Origin of the sequence: Arthrobacter sp. 2MCAF14, from assembly GCF_052115645.1 — a bacterium.
Lineage (GTDB): Bacteria > Actinomycetota > Actinomycetes > Actinomycetales > Micrococcaceae > Arthrobacter.
In genome coordinates this window covers 110874-126669 of the sequence record NZ_JBFRHB010000005.1, presented here as the reverse complement: position 1 = coordinate 126669, position 15796 = coordinate 110874, and the positions used below count along the sequence as shown (strand labels likewise).

The following is a 15796-nucleotide window of genomic DNA, read 5'->3' as shown; positions in this document are numbered from 1 at the left end:
CTCGTTTCGGATCCTGAAAGTGCCATCATCGAGTTCGTCAAGCTGATCGAGTTGTACGTTAAGCAGCTCGCCTGGGTCGGCGACTTGGGGGCTGCCGCAGCGAAGAACGTCCTCGTGGACAAGATCATCTTCTCCAAGAGGGTTAAGGAAGACCTGAAGGCGCGGACAATCCTAACGGAGGAGATGGTGGACCTGATCTACAAAATAAAGGAGGTCCGAAACAAGTTCGTGGGGCACGGGGGAATGCGTCCACTGCTCGGCGAACTCTTTGGAGATCCAGAGGACAACCGACAGCTCTTAGACAAGGCTGAGTTCAAGTACGACCCGTATCTCGATTACGGTCCGCACTTCTTTGAACGCTTCTTGAATGACGTCACGCTGATGGGCGCCTTCCTGTTTTCAAAGATGCAGGGCCTCCAACCCATTATTTGCGTTACGCCGGGATGCTGGTCCCAGAGCAGCAGGCACGTTCATGACGTTCTCACAGAAGCAGGATCCGGTTGGATCGGACCCCACCAGAACAGACTCACGCCTGCTTATTGACGTCCTGAACCGGGAGTTGCAGGACCTGCGCAGCGACGTCCCGCACCCTGAGTCGCCGACCGTGAGTGGGAAACCTGCGTCGAAGACGACGGCACAGGGCTCCACCGGTGGTGGTCCTGTGTGTGACCCGTCAAACACTGGCTCAATGAACGTAAGCACACGCTCAATCTGCGCATTGAGGTTCTGCTCGCAGAGGTCTTCCACTTTGAGCTTCCTGCGCCATGCAGCCCATTTCGCTTGCCCGGTCGCACCGTAGCCGTCCATCAGGGCCCGGAGCGGCCCGAGTTCGACGGTCCGGTGCCTGGCGACCTGGATCGCTGCTTCTCTGACGTCTGCGGCGTCAAACTCGAATCGGTCGGACAGGACTGCCACGTCTAGTAGGTCCCGCCACCGGGTGCTGATCGTGCCGCGCTGGAGCATGGTGACGGTCTTCTCGGCGATCACTGTCACCAAAGGGGTGGCCCTTCATCTTCACTGCTCCGCCGAGTAGCGACGGCAGTTCGATCTGCTCCGGCCCGGGCCAGATCGGGTCGCCGGTACTGATGTCGAGCTTGATGGCAATTTTCGCCCGGCCCAGGATTGCGGGCAGTGAGACTAGCAGGCCGCTGTACTCGTCTTCGTCGCGGATCTGTTCGATCTGCATGGACGCATGGTCGAAGACCAGGCCGTCGTCGACAACGACGTCGCAGACTGCTTTCGCCACTTCGGTGACGTGATCAACGTCGAGCTGGAATCGAGTGCCTGCATGTCAACGTCGCGGGTCGGTCGGCGCAGCGCGTGGGCGGACAGCAGGACGCCACCTTTGAGGCAGAAGTCCTCTGCGAAAGGAGTGTATGCCAGACGCGCCAGGAAGCCCTCGAGACCGTAAAGCGTGAAGATCTCGTCAACTGGGCGCTTCCGGTCCCGTGCAACTCTCTGAAGCTGCAGGTAAATGGTCCTCGCTGCCATTACAGGAGGACCTCCAACGCCTGCCGCAGCGGCCCCTTGGACCGGGGGACCAGCGAAGCCATCGCCATGAGCCGGGCCGGCTGTGACCCTGGGCGCTTGAGCCAATTACGTAGACCTTCGATTCCCGTTTCATATCCGGCGCTTCCACGCAGGCGAAAGGCGTCCACGATCGAGCGCTCGGGGGAGTAGATGCCGATCAACGCCCCGTCCGCCCCTTCGATCGGGATCGTCGAGCGGCCAACGTCGAACGTCGCTTTATCGAAGACATGCCAGGTGACCGGAGCCGAGAGCTGCGGAGGGGTCTTTCCGCGAGGCAACGCCAGATCGATGCTGGAAGGGATCTCATCGATGGGCTCGTGCCGTGCGAGAGCGCTGGTGAGGCAGATCGTGGCCAAGGGAGCCTTGTGGGATGCTTCCAACAAATCAAGGTCGGCATGCATGCCCGTTCCGGCAATGTACAGCCCGGAGCCGATCCTCTCAACCAGGCCAGCGTCGCGCATTCGGTACAGGCTCGCGTGAGAGACTCCGTGTTCTGCCGCGTCGGAGATGCTGAAGAGGCCGCGCGGCAGGCGATCGAGCAGGTGGCTTTGGCGCTTCATGGTCATTTTCTACGACAGATAGTTCTAACTCTCGTAGAAAATGACCATGACCAGGTCCTCTAGAAGGTGCCAGGTTCTGGACAGATCGGGCACGTGGGCAAACCTTCGTCGCTGACGCGAGTCGACTACGTTCAAGAAACGGAGCGACGCCCTGCCCTATAGGCTCCCGAGGCCACTGTTATCTGAACACTGCTGTAGTCCCTCCGGCTAGACGAGAGACGTCTGATCATGGCCAAGATGATTGTCGAAAACCGTCGATAACGGATGTCTCGTCAAGCCAATTGGGTCAGGCTCGTTTAGTTGAATGCTTCTGGTCCCTTTCTTTCGAAGGCTGAGAAGCGGGAATCATGACCCGGCTCGAACGAGGATCTTCCGCTTGTGGGGCGTCTGCCTTATCGACGATGGTATGGCTCCAACTTTGGGGGCTTCCCGGCATCCGATGGCGGGTAAGCGCTGCGAGCAGCGCGCAGGCGAGGTAGGCCCCCATCACGACGCACCATCCAGCCATGAAACCGTTGAACGCAGTCAGCAGCCATCCCACGGCCAAGGGCCCGGCGGCGAAGCCGAGATACAGCCCCACCGCCACCCGGCCGGAGGCTGCGCCCACCTTGCCGGGAGGGACGTCGCGCATCATCCCCGCCATGACCACCACGTTGATTGCCAGACCCATAGCCCCGTGCAGGAGCACCCCGCACCAGAGGAGGACGGCTGACTGCGTCAGGCAGGCCGCCAGCAGGAGGGCCGCGCCGGCGGCGGCACCCAGGCCGAGGGTGAGCAACAGCGTGAACGGGCTGCCTTTCCCCACGATCCGCTGCCCCCACACAATGCGGGACGCCACGCCGATGACGCCGGCAACTGCCGCCGTCAGCCCCCCGAGGACGAGGGAGAAACCCACTTCACGCTGTGAAAACAGGGGGAGGTAGACGTTGGTCGCCTGGATGCCGAAACCGGAAAGCAGGGCGTAAGCCGCGTAGGCCCAGACGGCGCCCGGCAGACGCACCCGTTCCCCCTGCCCCGTGCCCGCCACCTTTGAAGAAGTGGCGGGTCCTTCCGGTACCGTGTCCCCGGACGCTGCCGGGGTTCGCCTACCTTGCAGGGCAGCAGGTCCGGCGGACGTCGGAATCAGCCGCCAGGCCACGATAAGCAGGACCAGGGCAAGGATACAGCTGAGTCCGGCGACGCCGCGCCACCCCGTCACCAGGGAAACGGCCGGGAAGACGATTCCAGCGAAGAATTGGCTGCCCTGTACGCCGGACTGCTTTACCCCGATCCAGCCGGCCCGCTTGCGGGGTGGGACGTGGTCCATCACCAAGCGGTTGGTAGCCGGATTGGATATGGCCTGGGCGGCGCCTGAAAGAGCCACGGCCACCACCAGCCAGCGGAAGCCTCCGGATACCGCAGCTAACATCATGGAGACTGCGGCGCCGCCGAAAATCAGGGAGATCTGGGTCCTGCCCCGCATCCGGTCACTGAATTGGCCGAACATGCCCGAACTGACCCCGGCGGCCAGGAAGCATACCGCTGCCAGCAGCCCGAACTGCCCGGGGGTGATCTTCAGGCTGTCGATGACGAGGCTGCTGGTTGCGCTCAGGCCGTACATCAAGAGCGGTCCGACACCCATGGCGCCACTGAGCACAAACAGCAGTCCCGCGCCTGCTTGATTCTGCTTCTGTTGGAGCCGGGTCAAGCTGCTATGCCTCGGCCTTGACGATGACCTTGACCTCGTCGGGGCGTTCGTTGACGAAGTACATAGCCACCATTCCGATGAGCGGGCCCACAGCGAGAGTGCCGAGGGCAGCCATGAATGAGTTGTGGGTCGCGGCGAAAACAGCTCCGACGGCGATCGGCACCAAGACGCTGCCAATCTGCCAGAGTGCGTTGGTGAGGCCGGCGGCGGTTCCAACCATCTCGCTGCTCACTAGCCGCGGGATCAGGGCCACGATAAGCGGCAGGTAACAATAGGCGGAAAGTCCCAGCAGCGGAGCTGCGATGAGGAACGCCGGGACGCTGTCCAGCATGCCGAAGACCACGAGCATCACCGCGAATCCACCTAGCACGATCATCGAGGGCACCCTGCGGGCGCCGTTGAACCGGTCGGCCACGAGCCCGATGATCGGCTTGCCGAACACGCCAAGGGCGGCAAATAGCGCCACGATCACGCCCGCGGTTGCCGGGGCCACGCCGTGGCCTTTGATCATGAGGGCGTTGGACCAAATCACGAAGCCGTATGTTCCCCAGAATCCGCCAAATCCGGCCAGGCCCACGAGAAGCAGGTTGCGGTTGCTGGAGAGGGTGCGCCATGCCGATGGACGCTTGGGGCTGCCAGCGGGATCGGCGGTGACTGCAACAACGGGACCGGGACGCAATATGAGGTGGCAAACGATGCCGGAAACTATCGAGATGGCACCGAAGAGGTGGTAAGAGGCGCCCCAACCGAAGTGGGCGATGAGGAACGGAACGGCGAAGTTCGCGATGACGACACCCAAGGATGTCGCGGAAGTGAAGATACCCATCACCTTCCCGAGTTCTTCCGGACGGAACCAGCTTGAGAGGAGCTTGATTCCGGCGGCATAGTCGGCACCGGCAAAGAAGCCGACCACGCCCTGTACGGCGATGCCTATGACGGCGGAAGTGGTCGAACCGAAGACCATCATGAAGGCACCGGCGCCGATCATCGAGATGGTGATCAGGTGCCGGCCGCCGATCTTGTCGGTCAGGAATCCGCCGCCTGCGTTGGAGACGACGTATCCGATGTAGTAGGTCGTTGCAAAGATTCCCAAGCTGGCGAGGGGAACCGCCAGGCTTTCACCGACGAAGACCGACGACGGCCCCCATGCGGAGCGGTCCACGGACGTCATGGTGAAAGCGAACCAACAGAGGAACAAGACCATCCAGCGGTATGGGTTGCGGAGCTGTGGCGGGGATGAGAGGGATGGGTTCAGGGCTGTTGTCAACGTCGAAACTTCCTGTTAGCTATGCGGCACTGAGCGTGGAGAAAGTGCTCTTGTGCGGGGATGTGCGGCCGTTCCAGGCTGCCTCCGAGGGTGGAGGTGGTTCGCGGGGCTTCATCGTCCCCGTGCTCCCGTACTGGCGCCGCAATGGCGAATCTAGCAACGGTGATTCACATCACGCAAGGAGAACGTCCATTTAGAGACGCAATGCGCGCAAAGCGGACGCTTTGTGTTCGATTAGGATTCGATCCCGGTCCGCAGCTCAAGTGAAATTCGCGCAGCGCACTCTTGCAGCCGGGGGACGAACTCGGCGATCATGGCCCGCTGCGGCAGGGCCGCGCTGTGCAGGGATGCACTCAGGGCAGCGACGACGGAGCCGTCCCGGGCGTGGAGGGGGACGGCGACGGCGCGGACGCCGACGTCGAGCAGTTGGTCCACATAGCTCCAGCCCTGCTTGCGCGCGGCCTCCAGGGCGAGCGCGAGCTCTTTCCGTTCGGCGGGGCCGAGCTGGTACGTGCCATGGGCGTGCCCTGAATCCTCCAGATACGCGGAAAGTTTCTCGGGCGGCAATGCTGCGAGCAGCACCTGGCCCAATCCGGTCCGGTGGGCCGCAATGCGTGACCCCACCCGGATGGAGACCGCTAGGGCGCTGGGCGCATTCACCCGATGGACGTACCGCACATCTGCGCCGTCGAGTACGGCCACGGAGACGGAGGCCCCGAGTGCCCGGGCAAGCTTTTCGGTGTGCGGGCGAGCGACGTCGGCAATCGAGAGTTTGGGCAGGTAGGAGTAGCCCAGTTCGAGGACCTGCGGGGTGAGCTCGTACTGCCGCCCCGATGTCATGACATAGCCCAGGTCAGCAAGGGTGTGCAGGAAGCGCCGGGCGGCTGACCGGGGGAGTCCGCAGCGCTTGGCTACCTCAGTCAGGTTCATTGTCGGGTGACTCGCATCGAACGCGGTCAGCACTGCGATCCCACGCTCGAGCGACTGGACCAGGTCCATCGGGCGGTCGGCCCGCGGTTGGCTTCCAGGGGGGGCTTCGGGGGTGGCGGTGCCTTCGTGGCGCATGCTTGTGCACTCTTTCGCTTCAATGATCGCTGGCTCGAGTGTACCGGGGCCACGCTTGACGCCATGGGGTAAGGGGTGTCACAGTTCTACATGACGCGCAGATGCGCGGCATGCGGACGCTTAGCGTTTCCCCCGCGCTGCAAAGGTATGCCGCGCCTGCCGTTCCACGATCTTCTTGAAAGGGCCATCATGCTGACCGAAGAACAGAACACCCTCCTGACCCAGACCGGAGCCGATACGCCGATGGGCCGGCTCTTCCGCCGCTATTGGATTCCGGCGCTGCTGGCGGAAGAGCTGCCGGAGCCCGACTGCCCGCCGGTGCGGGTAAAGCTGCTCGGGGAACAGCTGATTGCTTTCCGTGACACCAAGGGACGGCTGGGCCTCCTTGACGAGTTTTGTGCCCACCGCACCGCCTCCCTGTTCTTCGGTCGCAACGAGGAATGCGGCCTGCGCTGCGCCTACCACGGTTGGAAGTACGACGTCGAGGGCACCCTCGTGGACATGCCGTCCGAACCCGAGGATTCCAAGTTCAAATCGCGCATCAAGCAGAAGGCGTACCCCTGCGTGGAGCGCGGCGGCGTCATCTGGACCTACATGGGCCCCGCCGAGCTGCAACCCGAACTGCCCGAACTGGAATGGGCCATGCTCGGGGAGGGGCAGCGTTTTATCTCCAAGCGGCTACAGGAGACCAACCACATGCAGGCCATGGAGGGCGGCATCGACTCCAGCCACGTCTCCTTCGCCCACCGCTTCAACCTCGACGACGATCCGATGCACTCGGGCACCGAAGGCAACAAGTACCTCAAAGCGGATACCCGTCCGAAGTTCGAGGTCGTCGAGAGCGACGGCGGGCTGCTGATCGGCGCGCGCCGAAACGCCAACGACGACGAGTACTACTGGCGCATCACGCAGTGGATCATGCCGTTCTACACAATCATTCCGCCGTTCGGCACCCACAACCCGCTCGGCGGCCACGCCTGGATTCCGATTGATGACGAAAACTGCTGGGCTTGGAGCTGGAACTACCACCCCACCCGCGACCTCACCGAGGCAGAGCTTGAATCCATGCGCAACGGCGACGGCATCCACGCCAAGTACATTCCGGGCACCTATCGGACGCTGGCGAACAAGACCAACGACTATCTCATGGACCGCGAGGCCCAGCGCCAGAAGAAATCCTTCTCCGGCATCGAGGGTATCGCCGCGCAGGACTTCTCCCTGCAGGAAAGCATGGGCAGCATTGCGGACCGCACCCAGGAACGCCTCGGTACCTCCGACGCGGCGATCATCCTCGCCCGCCGCCGCCTCATCGCCGCTCTTGACCTTCTTGACGAGCCGACCCTCCCGGGCATGGCGAAGGAGGACCAGCGGGTCCGTTCGACATCCGTCCTCCTCCCGAAGGAAACGCCGTTCCACGAGGGCGCCCGGGACGCGCTCGTCGTGGTCGAGGGCGAGAACTTCGTCTCCATCTAGTCCGCACACCCAGTTCACACCCTATTGGAAGAGGCTGTACCTCCCGTGAAGAACCACTACTCCACCTCCGTTGCCCTGGCCGAAGCGGGAACCGCTGCCGGTCCGTTGGCGGGGCGCCCGGATCGCGTCCGGGCCGCCGTTTCGCTGCCCGATGTGGCCACCGAGGTCTGGTACCTGGAGACCGCCGGGGCCATCGGGGCCGTCGGCTGGCTGCGGGTGGAATCCTCCGCCGTGTGCGGCACGGACGTCAGCCTCTACCAGGCTGGCCTGGACTGGCCCACGGTGATGGGACACCACGTAGTCGGCCGGATCACCGCCCTTGATCCGGACCGGGCATTGGCCTGGGGCGTGACGGTCGGTGACCTGGTGGCTCTGGAGGAGTACCTGCCATGCCAGCGCCCCGACTGTGTGGAATGCTCCATCCCGGGCCGCTACCGCATGTGCCCGGAGTCCGACCTGTGGAAGGGCCGGCGCAGAGTGGGACTCATCTCTTCCGAGGAGGGTTCGGGACTGTACGGCGGCAACGCCGAATACATGCAGCTGAATGCCAACAGCATTGTGCATAAGCTCCCTGGCGACCTGGATCCGGACCTCGCGTCCTGGACCCAGCCCTTTGCCAATGCGGTGGACTGGACGGTCAACGCCGGCGGTGCCGGCGACGGTTCGACCGTGGTCGTTATTGGCCCTGGCTATCACGGCATCGCAGCCGTCGCAGCGGCCCGGGCTGCCGGCGCGAAGCGGATCATCGCCGTCGGCCGGTCATACGAGCGCCTGGAGATCGCCGAAGCGCTCGGCGCTGTACCCGTAGTGAACGACGGCGGCACCGACCTTGGCGCGCTCATTGACACCGCCACCGCAGGAAAAGGCACGGACCTCATCCTGGACACTGTCGGGCTGGGCAGAGCAGTGACGTCCGCAGCAGCAGGGACGCTCCGTAAACTCGGCCGGCTGGTCCTCGCAGGTTTGGGGCCTGTGCCGGTTTCCGAAGTAGACCTCAAAGCCCTGATCCGCGGTGCCAACACCATCACCGGGGTCCGCGGCCGCTCGCCCGAGGCCGTGCGGCAAAGCATCGAGATCCTCGCCTCCGGAACGTCGGGTTTGGAGCTGGTCCCGACCACCCACGTGCCACTGGAGGAAGTGGGCGAGATGCTCCATCGCCTTGCAACTGGAAGGGGCCCTTCCAGTCCGCACGTGGTTATCCGCCCGCAGCCGGCGCAAACTTCACAGACAAGGAACCACAAGCAATGACCTCCACACCCACACGTCTCTCCTATCAGGCCCGGATCCTGGTGGTGCCGCTCGGCGCTTCCGGCAATGCCCTGGTGCAGTCCATGGCCGCCGGCGGCCTCACCAACATGCGCATCGTGGCGGACGCCGGCCAGTCCGCAGCGTCCGTCCGGGACATCCGTGCAGCCGTCGGAAGCGAGATCACGGAGACCGTGGCCGATCTGGCCGCCTCAGCGGACATGATGGTCCTGCTCGGCTCAGACCTGACCCAGGTGCCCTCCGCCTTCGTCGCGACGCTGGCCAAGGCGGCCCGCGCCAACGGTCTCCTTCTCGCCGGCGTCCTGGTGGACCAGCAGAACTGGGAATCCGCCCGGGGCGCCTACGCCCTGACCGTGCTGCGCCGGGAACTGGACATGCTCGTGTTCGTCCGGGAAGTCGGACTGGCCACGGCCTTCATCGACGTTCTCAAGGGCGGTCGCCGCAAGCCCGTCGCCGTCGACGCCACACCCAACCCGGCAGACCCAGCAACCGAAGAGAGCACTGGAAGGGGCGCATCATGAGCACCGGGACCACCGAACTGCTGGTCCGCCAGCAGCGCCTGGAATCCGACGGCGTCCTGTCGCTGGTCCTGGAACATCCGGACGGCAGCGAATTGCCCGCCTGGAGCCCAGGGGCGCATATCGACGTCGTCCTGCCCTCGGGCGTCGTGCGGCAGTACAGCCTCTGCTCCGATCCCACCGAAAAGACCCAGTACCGGATCGCCGTGCTCAACGATCCCAACAACCGCGGCGGATCCCGTGAAATCCACGAGACCGTGCGCACCGGCAGCCTGCTGCCGTTCCGGGGGCCGCGCAACCACTTCGAGCTCGAACCGGCGTCGCATTACCTGCTCATCGCCGGGGGCATCGGCATCACGCCCATCCTGGCCATGGCCCGGCAGATCGCGCAGGGCGACGCCGGACTGACACTCCTCTACGGAGGCAGAACTCGGCGGTCCATGGCTTTCGTAGACGAGCTGGCAGGGCTCGGCGGAGCTGTGAGCATCATTCCGAAGGATGAATGCGGCTACGCAGACCTGGAGAGCGCCATGGCCGCCGCGCCGGCCGGGACTGCCGTGTACTGCTGCGGGCCGGAGTCGCTTATCCGCGCCGTTGAGCAGGCGTGTGAGCGCCATCTGGGGGCGGACGCTATGCACTTCGAGCGCTTCGGCGCCGCGGCTTCTCTCGCTGCGGCGGGGGATGCCGCATCCCTGGCCGCCAGCCCCGAGAACACGACGACGGATGAGGGCCTGGCGGAATTCGAGGTGGAACTCAGCCAGAGCAACTGCATCGTGAAGGTGCCCGCCGACCGTACCCTGCTCGACGTCGTCCGTGACGCAAACCCCTCGATCCTCTTCTCCTGCGAGGAGGGCTTCTGCGGATCGTGCGAAACAAAGGTGCTGGCCGGAATTCCGGACCACCGCGATACGATCCTCAGCAAGGCGGACCGCGAGAAGAACGAGACGATGATGCTCTGCGTCGGCCGCTCGAAGACACCGCTTCTCGTACTGGACGCCTGAGCTAGACCCTGAGGACAGCAGGCTGCACTGGGCCTCAAGACACAGCGCAAGGCAGCAAATCGCCGTCGTCGGAGTTATCCGCCGGCGGCGATACTGTCCGCGATACCGGTCGCAGCCCGTTCCAAATGCGGCAGAACGGTGGTGCGCAGGGCTTCGGCGCTGACTCGGGTGGCGTGCGCCGAGACGTTCACGGCGGCGATGATGGTGCCGTCGGCTTTCCGTACGGGGACGGCGATGGACCGCAGCCCCTCGGTCAGTTCCTGATCGGCGAGCGACCATCCTTGCTCCCGTGCCGCGGTGATCCTCTTCCGGATTTCCTCGACGTCGATCGCGGTGTTGTCGGTCAGGCTTTCGGGCACCAGGGACTCCAGATAGCCATCCAATGCCGCGTCAGGGAGGCCGGAAAGCAGAACCCGGCCTGTGGCCGTTGCGTAGGCGGGCAGGCTGGTGCCGATGATGATGTTGACGGTCAGGACGCGGTCCGCGTGGACCCGGTCCACATAAATCACTCGTCCTTGGTGCAGCACCGTCAATGATGCTGTCTCGCCCACCTCCTGAACCAGCGAGGCGAGGTGTGGGTGCGCCAAGCTCGGCAATTTGTGGCTGAGCAGATAAGCGTCCCCCAGTTCCAGGACGGCCGGCCGCAATGAGTAGCCGCCGGCGTCGAAGGACAGATACCCCAGGTATTCCAGCGTGAGGACGAAACGCCTGGCAGCAGTCCGGGTAATCCCTACAAGCTCCGCAACATCCGAGATCGACAACGTCCTGTCTTGGTTGCTAAAGGCCTTCAGCACCGACAAACCCCGAGCCAACGCCTCGACATGGTCCGGGTCGTTCTTCTTCAAAAGGGAGGCGGTCTCCGGGAGGCTTGGCACTACTCGAATCTACCTCATCGGCGGCGCATGGGGCTGTGGGCAGTCTACCGGCTCAACAGGCTCAGGCTGATCGGCGATTAAGCCCTCACGCAAGCCCGAACGTCCATGCACGCTTGGGCGACGCCGTAAAGTAAGTAGGGTGACTAATACGATCAGCCCGTCGGAAGCATGGCATCGCCTGATTGAAGGCAACGAGCGTTTCGTCTCGGGAAGCGCACTTCACCCGAACCAGGGCGCGTCGCGGCGCAGCGAACTGGTGAACACCCAAAACCCCTTCGCGGTCATCTTCGGCTGCTCGGACTCCCGTCTCGCCGCGGAGATCATCTTCGACCTCGGCCTCGGTGACGCCTTCGTCGTCCGCACGGCCGGGCATGTGCTCGACGACGCGGTCCTCGGCTCCCTCGAGTACAGCGTTTCCGTGCTCAATGTCCCGCTGATCGTAGTCCTGGGACACGACAGCTGCGGCGCCGTCACTGCCACCAAGGACGCAGTGGAGACCGGACAGATGCCTCCGCGCTTCATCCGGGATCTGGTCGAACGCATTACCCCCTCGGTGCTGACGTCACTGCGGGAGGATAAAACGGAGGTCAACGACATGGTCGTCGAGCACGCCAAGCAGACCGTGGACCGGTTGCTGGAAAGCTCCCAAGTGATTGCCTCCGCTGTGAAAGATTCCTCCACCGCCGTGATCGCCGTTGCGTACCGACTCGAAGAAGGCCGTGCGCAGCTCGTCTCGGAACCCGGTCTGGTCTAAAGGGAGGGGCACCACGCCGGCATCACTGCCCTCAACTTCTACGCGGCAGCGCTGATCGCGATCTTCCTGGTCCAGACCAACGGAGGAGGATGGGCCTACCTGTCCTGTCTCATCTAAGTTGAACCATCCAGTCCTGATTTCTTGGGAGGGGTCATGTTTCGTAGGAATGTGCCGGATGGAGTCAGTCGATGTAGTCCTCGTCGTCCGCGCGTCGTATGACCATGGTTCCGTTGGAGGTTTCTTCGCGGATGGAGCGCACGATCTGTGCCCGGGCCTCTTCGACTTGCGAGGCCCGCACTGGCCCGGAATTGGCCATTTCGAATTCCAGGATTTCTTTGTTCCGATCGGAGATATTGTTTCGGACGGCTTCAAGGACGACGACCGCAGCGCCCTTGAGGGCGGTCGCCAGCAATTCCGGGCTGACGCCACGCAGGATCTGCTGGAGATCGCGCCGTTCGAGCCTGACGATGTCCTTGAACGTCAGCATTTGGGCGCGGACCTCGCCGGCGAGTTCGGAATCAAGGATTTCCAGCCCGTCCAGGACCGTGCGCTCGGTCCGGGTATCAGAGCGAGTGATGATATCCACAAGTGGTTGAATGCCGCCGACATTTTCGGTGGACTTCCCTGGCGATACCACCGAACCGGCGCGCTGTTTCAGGACTTCGGCCACGATGGACACGACTTCGGGTGCCACGGGCCCCATCGTGGCGATGCAGCGCGCCACTTCGCTGGCTTGCGTGTCGTCTAGGCCGGCCAGGACGGCTGAGGCCTTGCTGGGCCGCAGGTGCGCGAGGATCAAGGCCATGGTTTGTGAAAGCTCCCCGTCAACCAGCGCCAGTATTTGTTCCGGGGACATGGGTTCGAGGAAGTCGAACGATTTCCCTGCCATGGTCGAGGCAAGCCGGTCCATTAGGCCTGCGGCCTTGTCGGCGCCGAAGGATGCTTCCAGGAGCCCGGCAGCGAAGTCCCGTCCACCACGCGCCGTGCGTCGGCCGCTGGCGACATGTTCATGGAACTCATCGATCACTGTGCTCGCCACGGAGGAAGAGACTCTGCGGAGCCGCACGATTTCTGCGGCGATTTCCTCGGCCTCGGACTCAGAAAACTGTGCAAACAGGGAAGCGGCGCTGGTAGGACTCATCTGCATGAGAACCACAGCAACCTTTTGCGCACCGCTCAAAGCCGGGACTGCTAGGGCGAGATCAGTATTCACCTGAGCCACCCGTTCAGCAGAGGGGCGCGGTCTGGCGTGCAATCTCGGGAGGAGCCAATCGCAACGAATACCACTTCAGTTTTCCAATCTTTCATGTTTTAGGTGCCCGCACCGACACGGTTCTCGAACCGCTGCCCCGATACCTCGGCTCACAGGAGACGAAGCCGACGCAGCTTAGCTCGCCGTCCCGACGGAGGTCCCGGATATGGCCCATGAGTCGATCGGGTATTTCATGAGTTGCGGCTCGGACGTCTTGCATTTGCGTTTTTCGAGCGCTTTTACGCCGTCCAGGTCCAGCGACCCTCAAGCTGCAGCCGTCCAGGTCCAGCGAGGGTCGAAGAGCCGGTCTGGGTAGGACTCGCGTTCATCCGACTATTTAAACTCAGGATTCTGTTTTGGACGGTGAGTCCCGCCCAGTTCGCTCCTTTGTGCACGAATTGGTCGACTTATCGCCAAAGCCTGCACGGAATGGACCTCCTGGCCGCCTTCACGGAATGTAGCCGGCCGTAAGATTTTGCTACGAAGCTGGTCTTCAGAGCCTCCGAGAGATGGAAACCGGAATCACTGCACTGCCACGGGTTCACTTGGAATCCGATCTATAAGTGTTCTGAATGCAGGCTCGACCCATAAAAATCGTTTGGTCTCATCGGGCCCTTCCGGACAGCACAGTCCCGGACACGGAGAACCCTCGAAGCCACGCAGATTTGATGAAGCCCAACTTGGGTGCCCGGATCCAGTCGAGAAAGCGGTACGTCGGCCGGATCCCAAGAACCACAGAGAGCAGGAACTGCAGAGTGATCACGACGACCGAGACCGGGCGTACTTATCGCGTCACGGGAGACAAGGTACGTATCGTAAACGCGGACCTGAACGCGGCCGTCGAATTAGCCCAAAAATACGCCATAGGAGAGGGCAAGCACGGTGTCCTCGTCACGAGGCATGGGCCCGCGTGCTTCACCGTGGCTGTGAGCGCCGATGTGCCATACGGAATCACCCAGGAACGCGAGCACGCTTGACGTCTGTCTACACCGAGAACCACTTGTCGCCGAGGATAACAATGGAATCGGCTGGACGGTGGTGCCGGCACGCGCCGTCATCAGTCGGCCACGGAGCGGTCCGGACGGCGCGTTGATGCGGAAGTTATACGGCTCACGGGAAAAGTCTGCCCGCCGACGTCCGAAGGGGACACCCCGGGCTTCAGCGGATGAGGTCAAACGCGGTCTGTTGTCTCCGGCCGGTTTGTGGCTGCTCATTGTCGTGTGCGTCGACGCTGCGTTCGCTCTGTCCATTCGGCTGCCGATGGTGTTCGGCCATGAACCCTGGGAGGGCTTCGACAGGCCGGCAAATGTCCCCGCTCTCGGGGCAGTACTGCTGGTTCCCGTGGTCCTGCATGCTGCTTGGCGTCTTCTGCGGCAACAACATGATGAACGGGCGCAGGCGTCCGATGCCGCGCAACTCATGGATACGGTCCTAAGCGCAACCCGTGAATGGCTGTGGGCTGTAGGGGCCAACGGCCGCTTCACGTTCTCCAGCCCGGCGAGCCGTGAATTGTTCGGCTACGAACCGTCCGAGCTGCTTGGCCGTCCCTGCAGCCTGGTGGTCGACCTGAATGACCTGACAACTGCACGGAAGGGCGCCCCGGAGGCGGGGCGGGCAGGGTTCGTGGTCCTCGCCCGTCACCGCGACGGCATCCGGGTCGCGCTCGAAGTATCCGGAAGGCCCCGGCTAGACGATGCCGGTCAAAAGTCGGGCTTCGTGGGAATAGGCCGCCCAGCGGACGGCCGTGCAGCACGCAGCCTTGCGACTGAAGAAGTCAGGGCGCGCGTCGAAGACGTCCTCACCGAGCGGACCTTGATGACGGCGTTCCAGCCGATCCGCTGCCTCGGCACGGGCGCCGTCATCGGCGCCGAAGCCCTCACGCGCTTTGTCACTTCACCGGTCAGATCGCCGGAGACGTGGTTCGCCGACGCGGCCTCCATCGGGCGTGGGCCAGATCTCGAATTCCTGGCGATGGAAACTGCGCTTCTGGCCTCGGCCAAGCTTCCGGCCGAGCTGTACATCGCCGTCAACCTTTCACCCCGTGCGTGCCTCGACTCCCGGTTAGGCGAGATCCTGCAAAGCTCCGGGGTGCCCGCGGGACGCGTTGTGGTGGAGGTGACCGAACGCTCCGCTGTTGACGACTACGAACCACTCGCCGCGGCGCTAGCGCGCCTTCGACACTCCGGGCTGCGCGTCGCCGTCGACGATGCGGGCGCCGGCTTCGCCTCGATGCGCCACATCCTTCAACTCAGGCCCGAGGTGATCAAACTTGACCGGACCATCATCGCCGGTATCGACACCAACCCTGGCCAGAGAGCCCTGGGCATGGCCATGGTCAGCTTCGCAACAGGAATCGGGGCCGCCCTGATCGCCGAAGGAATCGAGACAGACACAGAACTCACCACAGTCACCGAACTCGGCATGAACGTTGGCCAGGGCTACCTCCTCGGCAGGCCCTCCGTCCGGTCCGAAGACTGGGCCCAGTGGCATAACCGGTCGCCGGGGACGGTCGGGCCAACGTCCAGCAAAGCTAGATCCTAGAGGCCGG

Annotated in this window: 14 protein-coding genes and 2 pseudogenes; 8 read left to right on the top strand and 8 right to left on the bottom strand. The window is 63.5% G+C overall.

Features of this window, described 5'->3' with window-relative positions:
* The first annotated feature begins 51 nt into the window (after positions 1-51).
* Positions 52-543 carry a hypothetical protein gene (locus AB4074_RS06175; protein WP_441412632.1) on the top strand — a complete coding sequence of 164 codons (492 nt, stop codon included), beginning with the start codon at positions 52-54 and terminating at the stop codon, positions 541-543.
* Positions 544-807: 264 nt separating this feature from the next.
* Here AB4074_RS06175 and AB4074_RS06170 read toward each other — a convergent pair.
* The 6 genes and pseudogenes from AB4074_RS06170 to AB4074_RS06145 form a co-directional block, all read right to left on the bottom strand.
* Positions 808-945 (bottom strand): annotated as a pseudogene (locus tag AB4074_RS06170) (hypothetical protein); the annotation flags it as partial.
* Positions 884-1252 (bottom strand): annotated as a pseudogene (locus tag AB4074_RS06165) (nucleotidyl transferase AbiEii/AbiGii toxin family protein); the annotation flags it as partial. The pseudogenes AB4074_RS06165 and AB4074_RS06170, both read right to left, overlap by 62 nt.
* 238 nt (positions 1253-1490) lie before the next feature.
* Positions 1491-2090: a type IV toxin-antitoxin system AbiEi family antitoxin domain-containing protein gene (locus AB4074_RS06160; RefSeq protein ID WP_441412571.1), complete on the bottom strand. Its 600-nt coding sequence runs from the start codon at positions 2088-2090 to the stop codon at positions 1491-1493.
* 286 nt (positions 2091-2376) lie between these two features.
* Entirely contained in the window at positions 2377-3777 is a 1401-nt protein-coding gene (locus AB4074_RS06155; protein ID WP_441412570.1) for an MFS transporter, read from the bottom strand.
* Positions 3778-3781: 4 nt separating this feature from the next.
* Positions 3782-4981 carry an MFS transporter gene (locus AB4074_RS06150; protein ID WP_441412629.1) on the bottom strand — a complete coding sequence of 400 codons (1200 nt, stop codon included), beginning with the start codon at positions 4979-4981 and terminating at the stop codon, positions 3782-3784.
* A 297-nt stretch (positions 4982-5278) separates the two neighbouring features.
* Positions 5279-6109: an IclR family transcriptional regulator domain-containing protein gene (locus AB4074_RS06145; RefSeq protein WP_441412569.1), complete on the bottom strand. Its 831-nt coding sequence runs from the start codon at positions 6107-6109 to the stop codon at positions 5279-5281.
* A 189-nt stretch (positions 6110-6298) separates the two neighbouring features.
* Between AB4074_RS06145 and AB4074_RS06140 the strand changes: the two genes are divergently transcribed.
* From AB4074_RS06140 to AB4074_RS06125, 4 genes are read left to right on the top strand one after another with little or no spacing between them, the layout of a single operon-like run.
* Entirely contained in the window at positions 6299-7582 is a 1284-nt protein-coding gene (locus tag AB4074_RS06140) for a Rieske 2Fe-2S domain-containing protein (RefSeq protein WP_441412568.1), read from the top strand.
* Positions 7583-7627: 45 nt separating this feature from the next.
* Positions 7628-8830 (top strand): zinc-dependent alcohol dehydrogenase, encoded by a 1203-nt coding sequence (locus tag AB4074_RS06135; RefSeq protein WP_441412567.1) that lies wholly within the window; start codon positions 7628-7630, stop codon positions 8828-8830.
* Positions 8827-9369, top strand: coding sequence for a hypothetical protein (locus tag AB4074_RS06130; protein WP_441412566.1), 543 nt, complete (start codon positions 8827-8829; stop codon positions 9367-9369). Before AB4074_RS06135 ends, AB4074_RS06130 begins: the two co-directional genes overlap by 4 nt.
* Positions 9366-10367 carry a PDR/VanB family oxidoreductase gene (locus AB4074_RS06125; protein ID WP_441412565.1) on the top strand — a complete coding sequence of 334 codons (1002 nt, stop codon included), beginning with the start codon at positions 9366-9368 and terminating at the stop codon, positions 10365-10367. Before AB4074_RS06130 ends, AB4074_RS06125 begins: the two co-directional genes overlap by 4 nt.
* A 74-nt stretch (positions 10368-10441) precedes the next feature.
* Here AB4074_RS06125 and AB4074_RS06120 read toward each other — a convergent pair whose 3' ends face one another.
* Entirely contained in the window at positions 10442-11242 is an 801-nt protein-coding gene (locus AB4074_RS06120) for an IclR family transcriptional regulator domain-containing protein (protein WP_441412564.1), read from the bottom strand.
* Between the two features lie 139 nt (positions 11243-11381).
* Between AB4074_RS06120 and AB4074_RS06115 the strand changes: the two genes are divergently transcribed.
* On the top strand, positions 11382-11996 hold the full coding sequence (locus AB4074_RS06115; RefSeq protein WP_441412563.1) for a carbonic anhydrase: 615 nt from the start codon (positions 11382-11384) through the stop codon (positions 11994-11996).
* A 181-nt stretch (positions 11997-12177) separates the two neighbouring features.
* On the opposite strand, the gene fliG is transcribed toward AB4074_RS06115, so the two are convergent.
* Positions 12178-13209 carry a flagellar motor switch protein FliG gene (fliG, locus tag AB4074_RS06110; RefSeq protein WP_441412562.1) on the bottom strand — a complete coding sequence of 344 codons (1032 nt, stop codon included), beginning with the start codon at positions 13207-13209 and terminating at the stop codon, positions 12178-12180.
* Positions 13210-14003: 794 nt separating this feature from the next.
* Here fliG and AB4074_RS06105 point away from each other — a divergent pair.
* Both AB4074_RS06105 and AB4074_RS06100 read left to right on the top strand, forming a co-directional pair.
* On the top strand, positions 14004-14225 hold the full coding sequence (locus AB4074_RS06105) for a hypothetical protein (RefSeq protein ID WP_441412561.1): 222 nt from the start codon (positions 14004-14006) through the stop codon (positions 14223-14225).
* Between the two features lie 115 nt (positions 14226-14340).
* Positions 14341-15789 carry an EAL domain-containing protein gene (locus AB4074_RS06100; RefSeq protein ID WP_441412560.1) on the top strand — a complete coding sequence of 483 codons (1449 nt, stop codon included), beginning with the start codon at positions 14341-14343 and terminating at the stop codon, positions 15787-15789.
* Positions 15790-15796 lie beyond the last annotated feature (7 nt).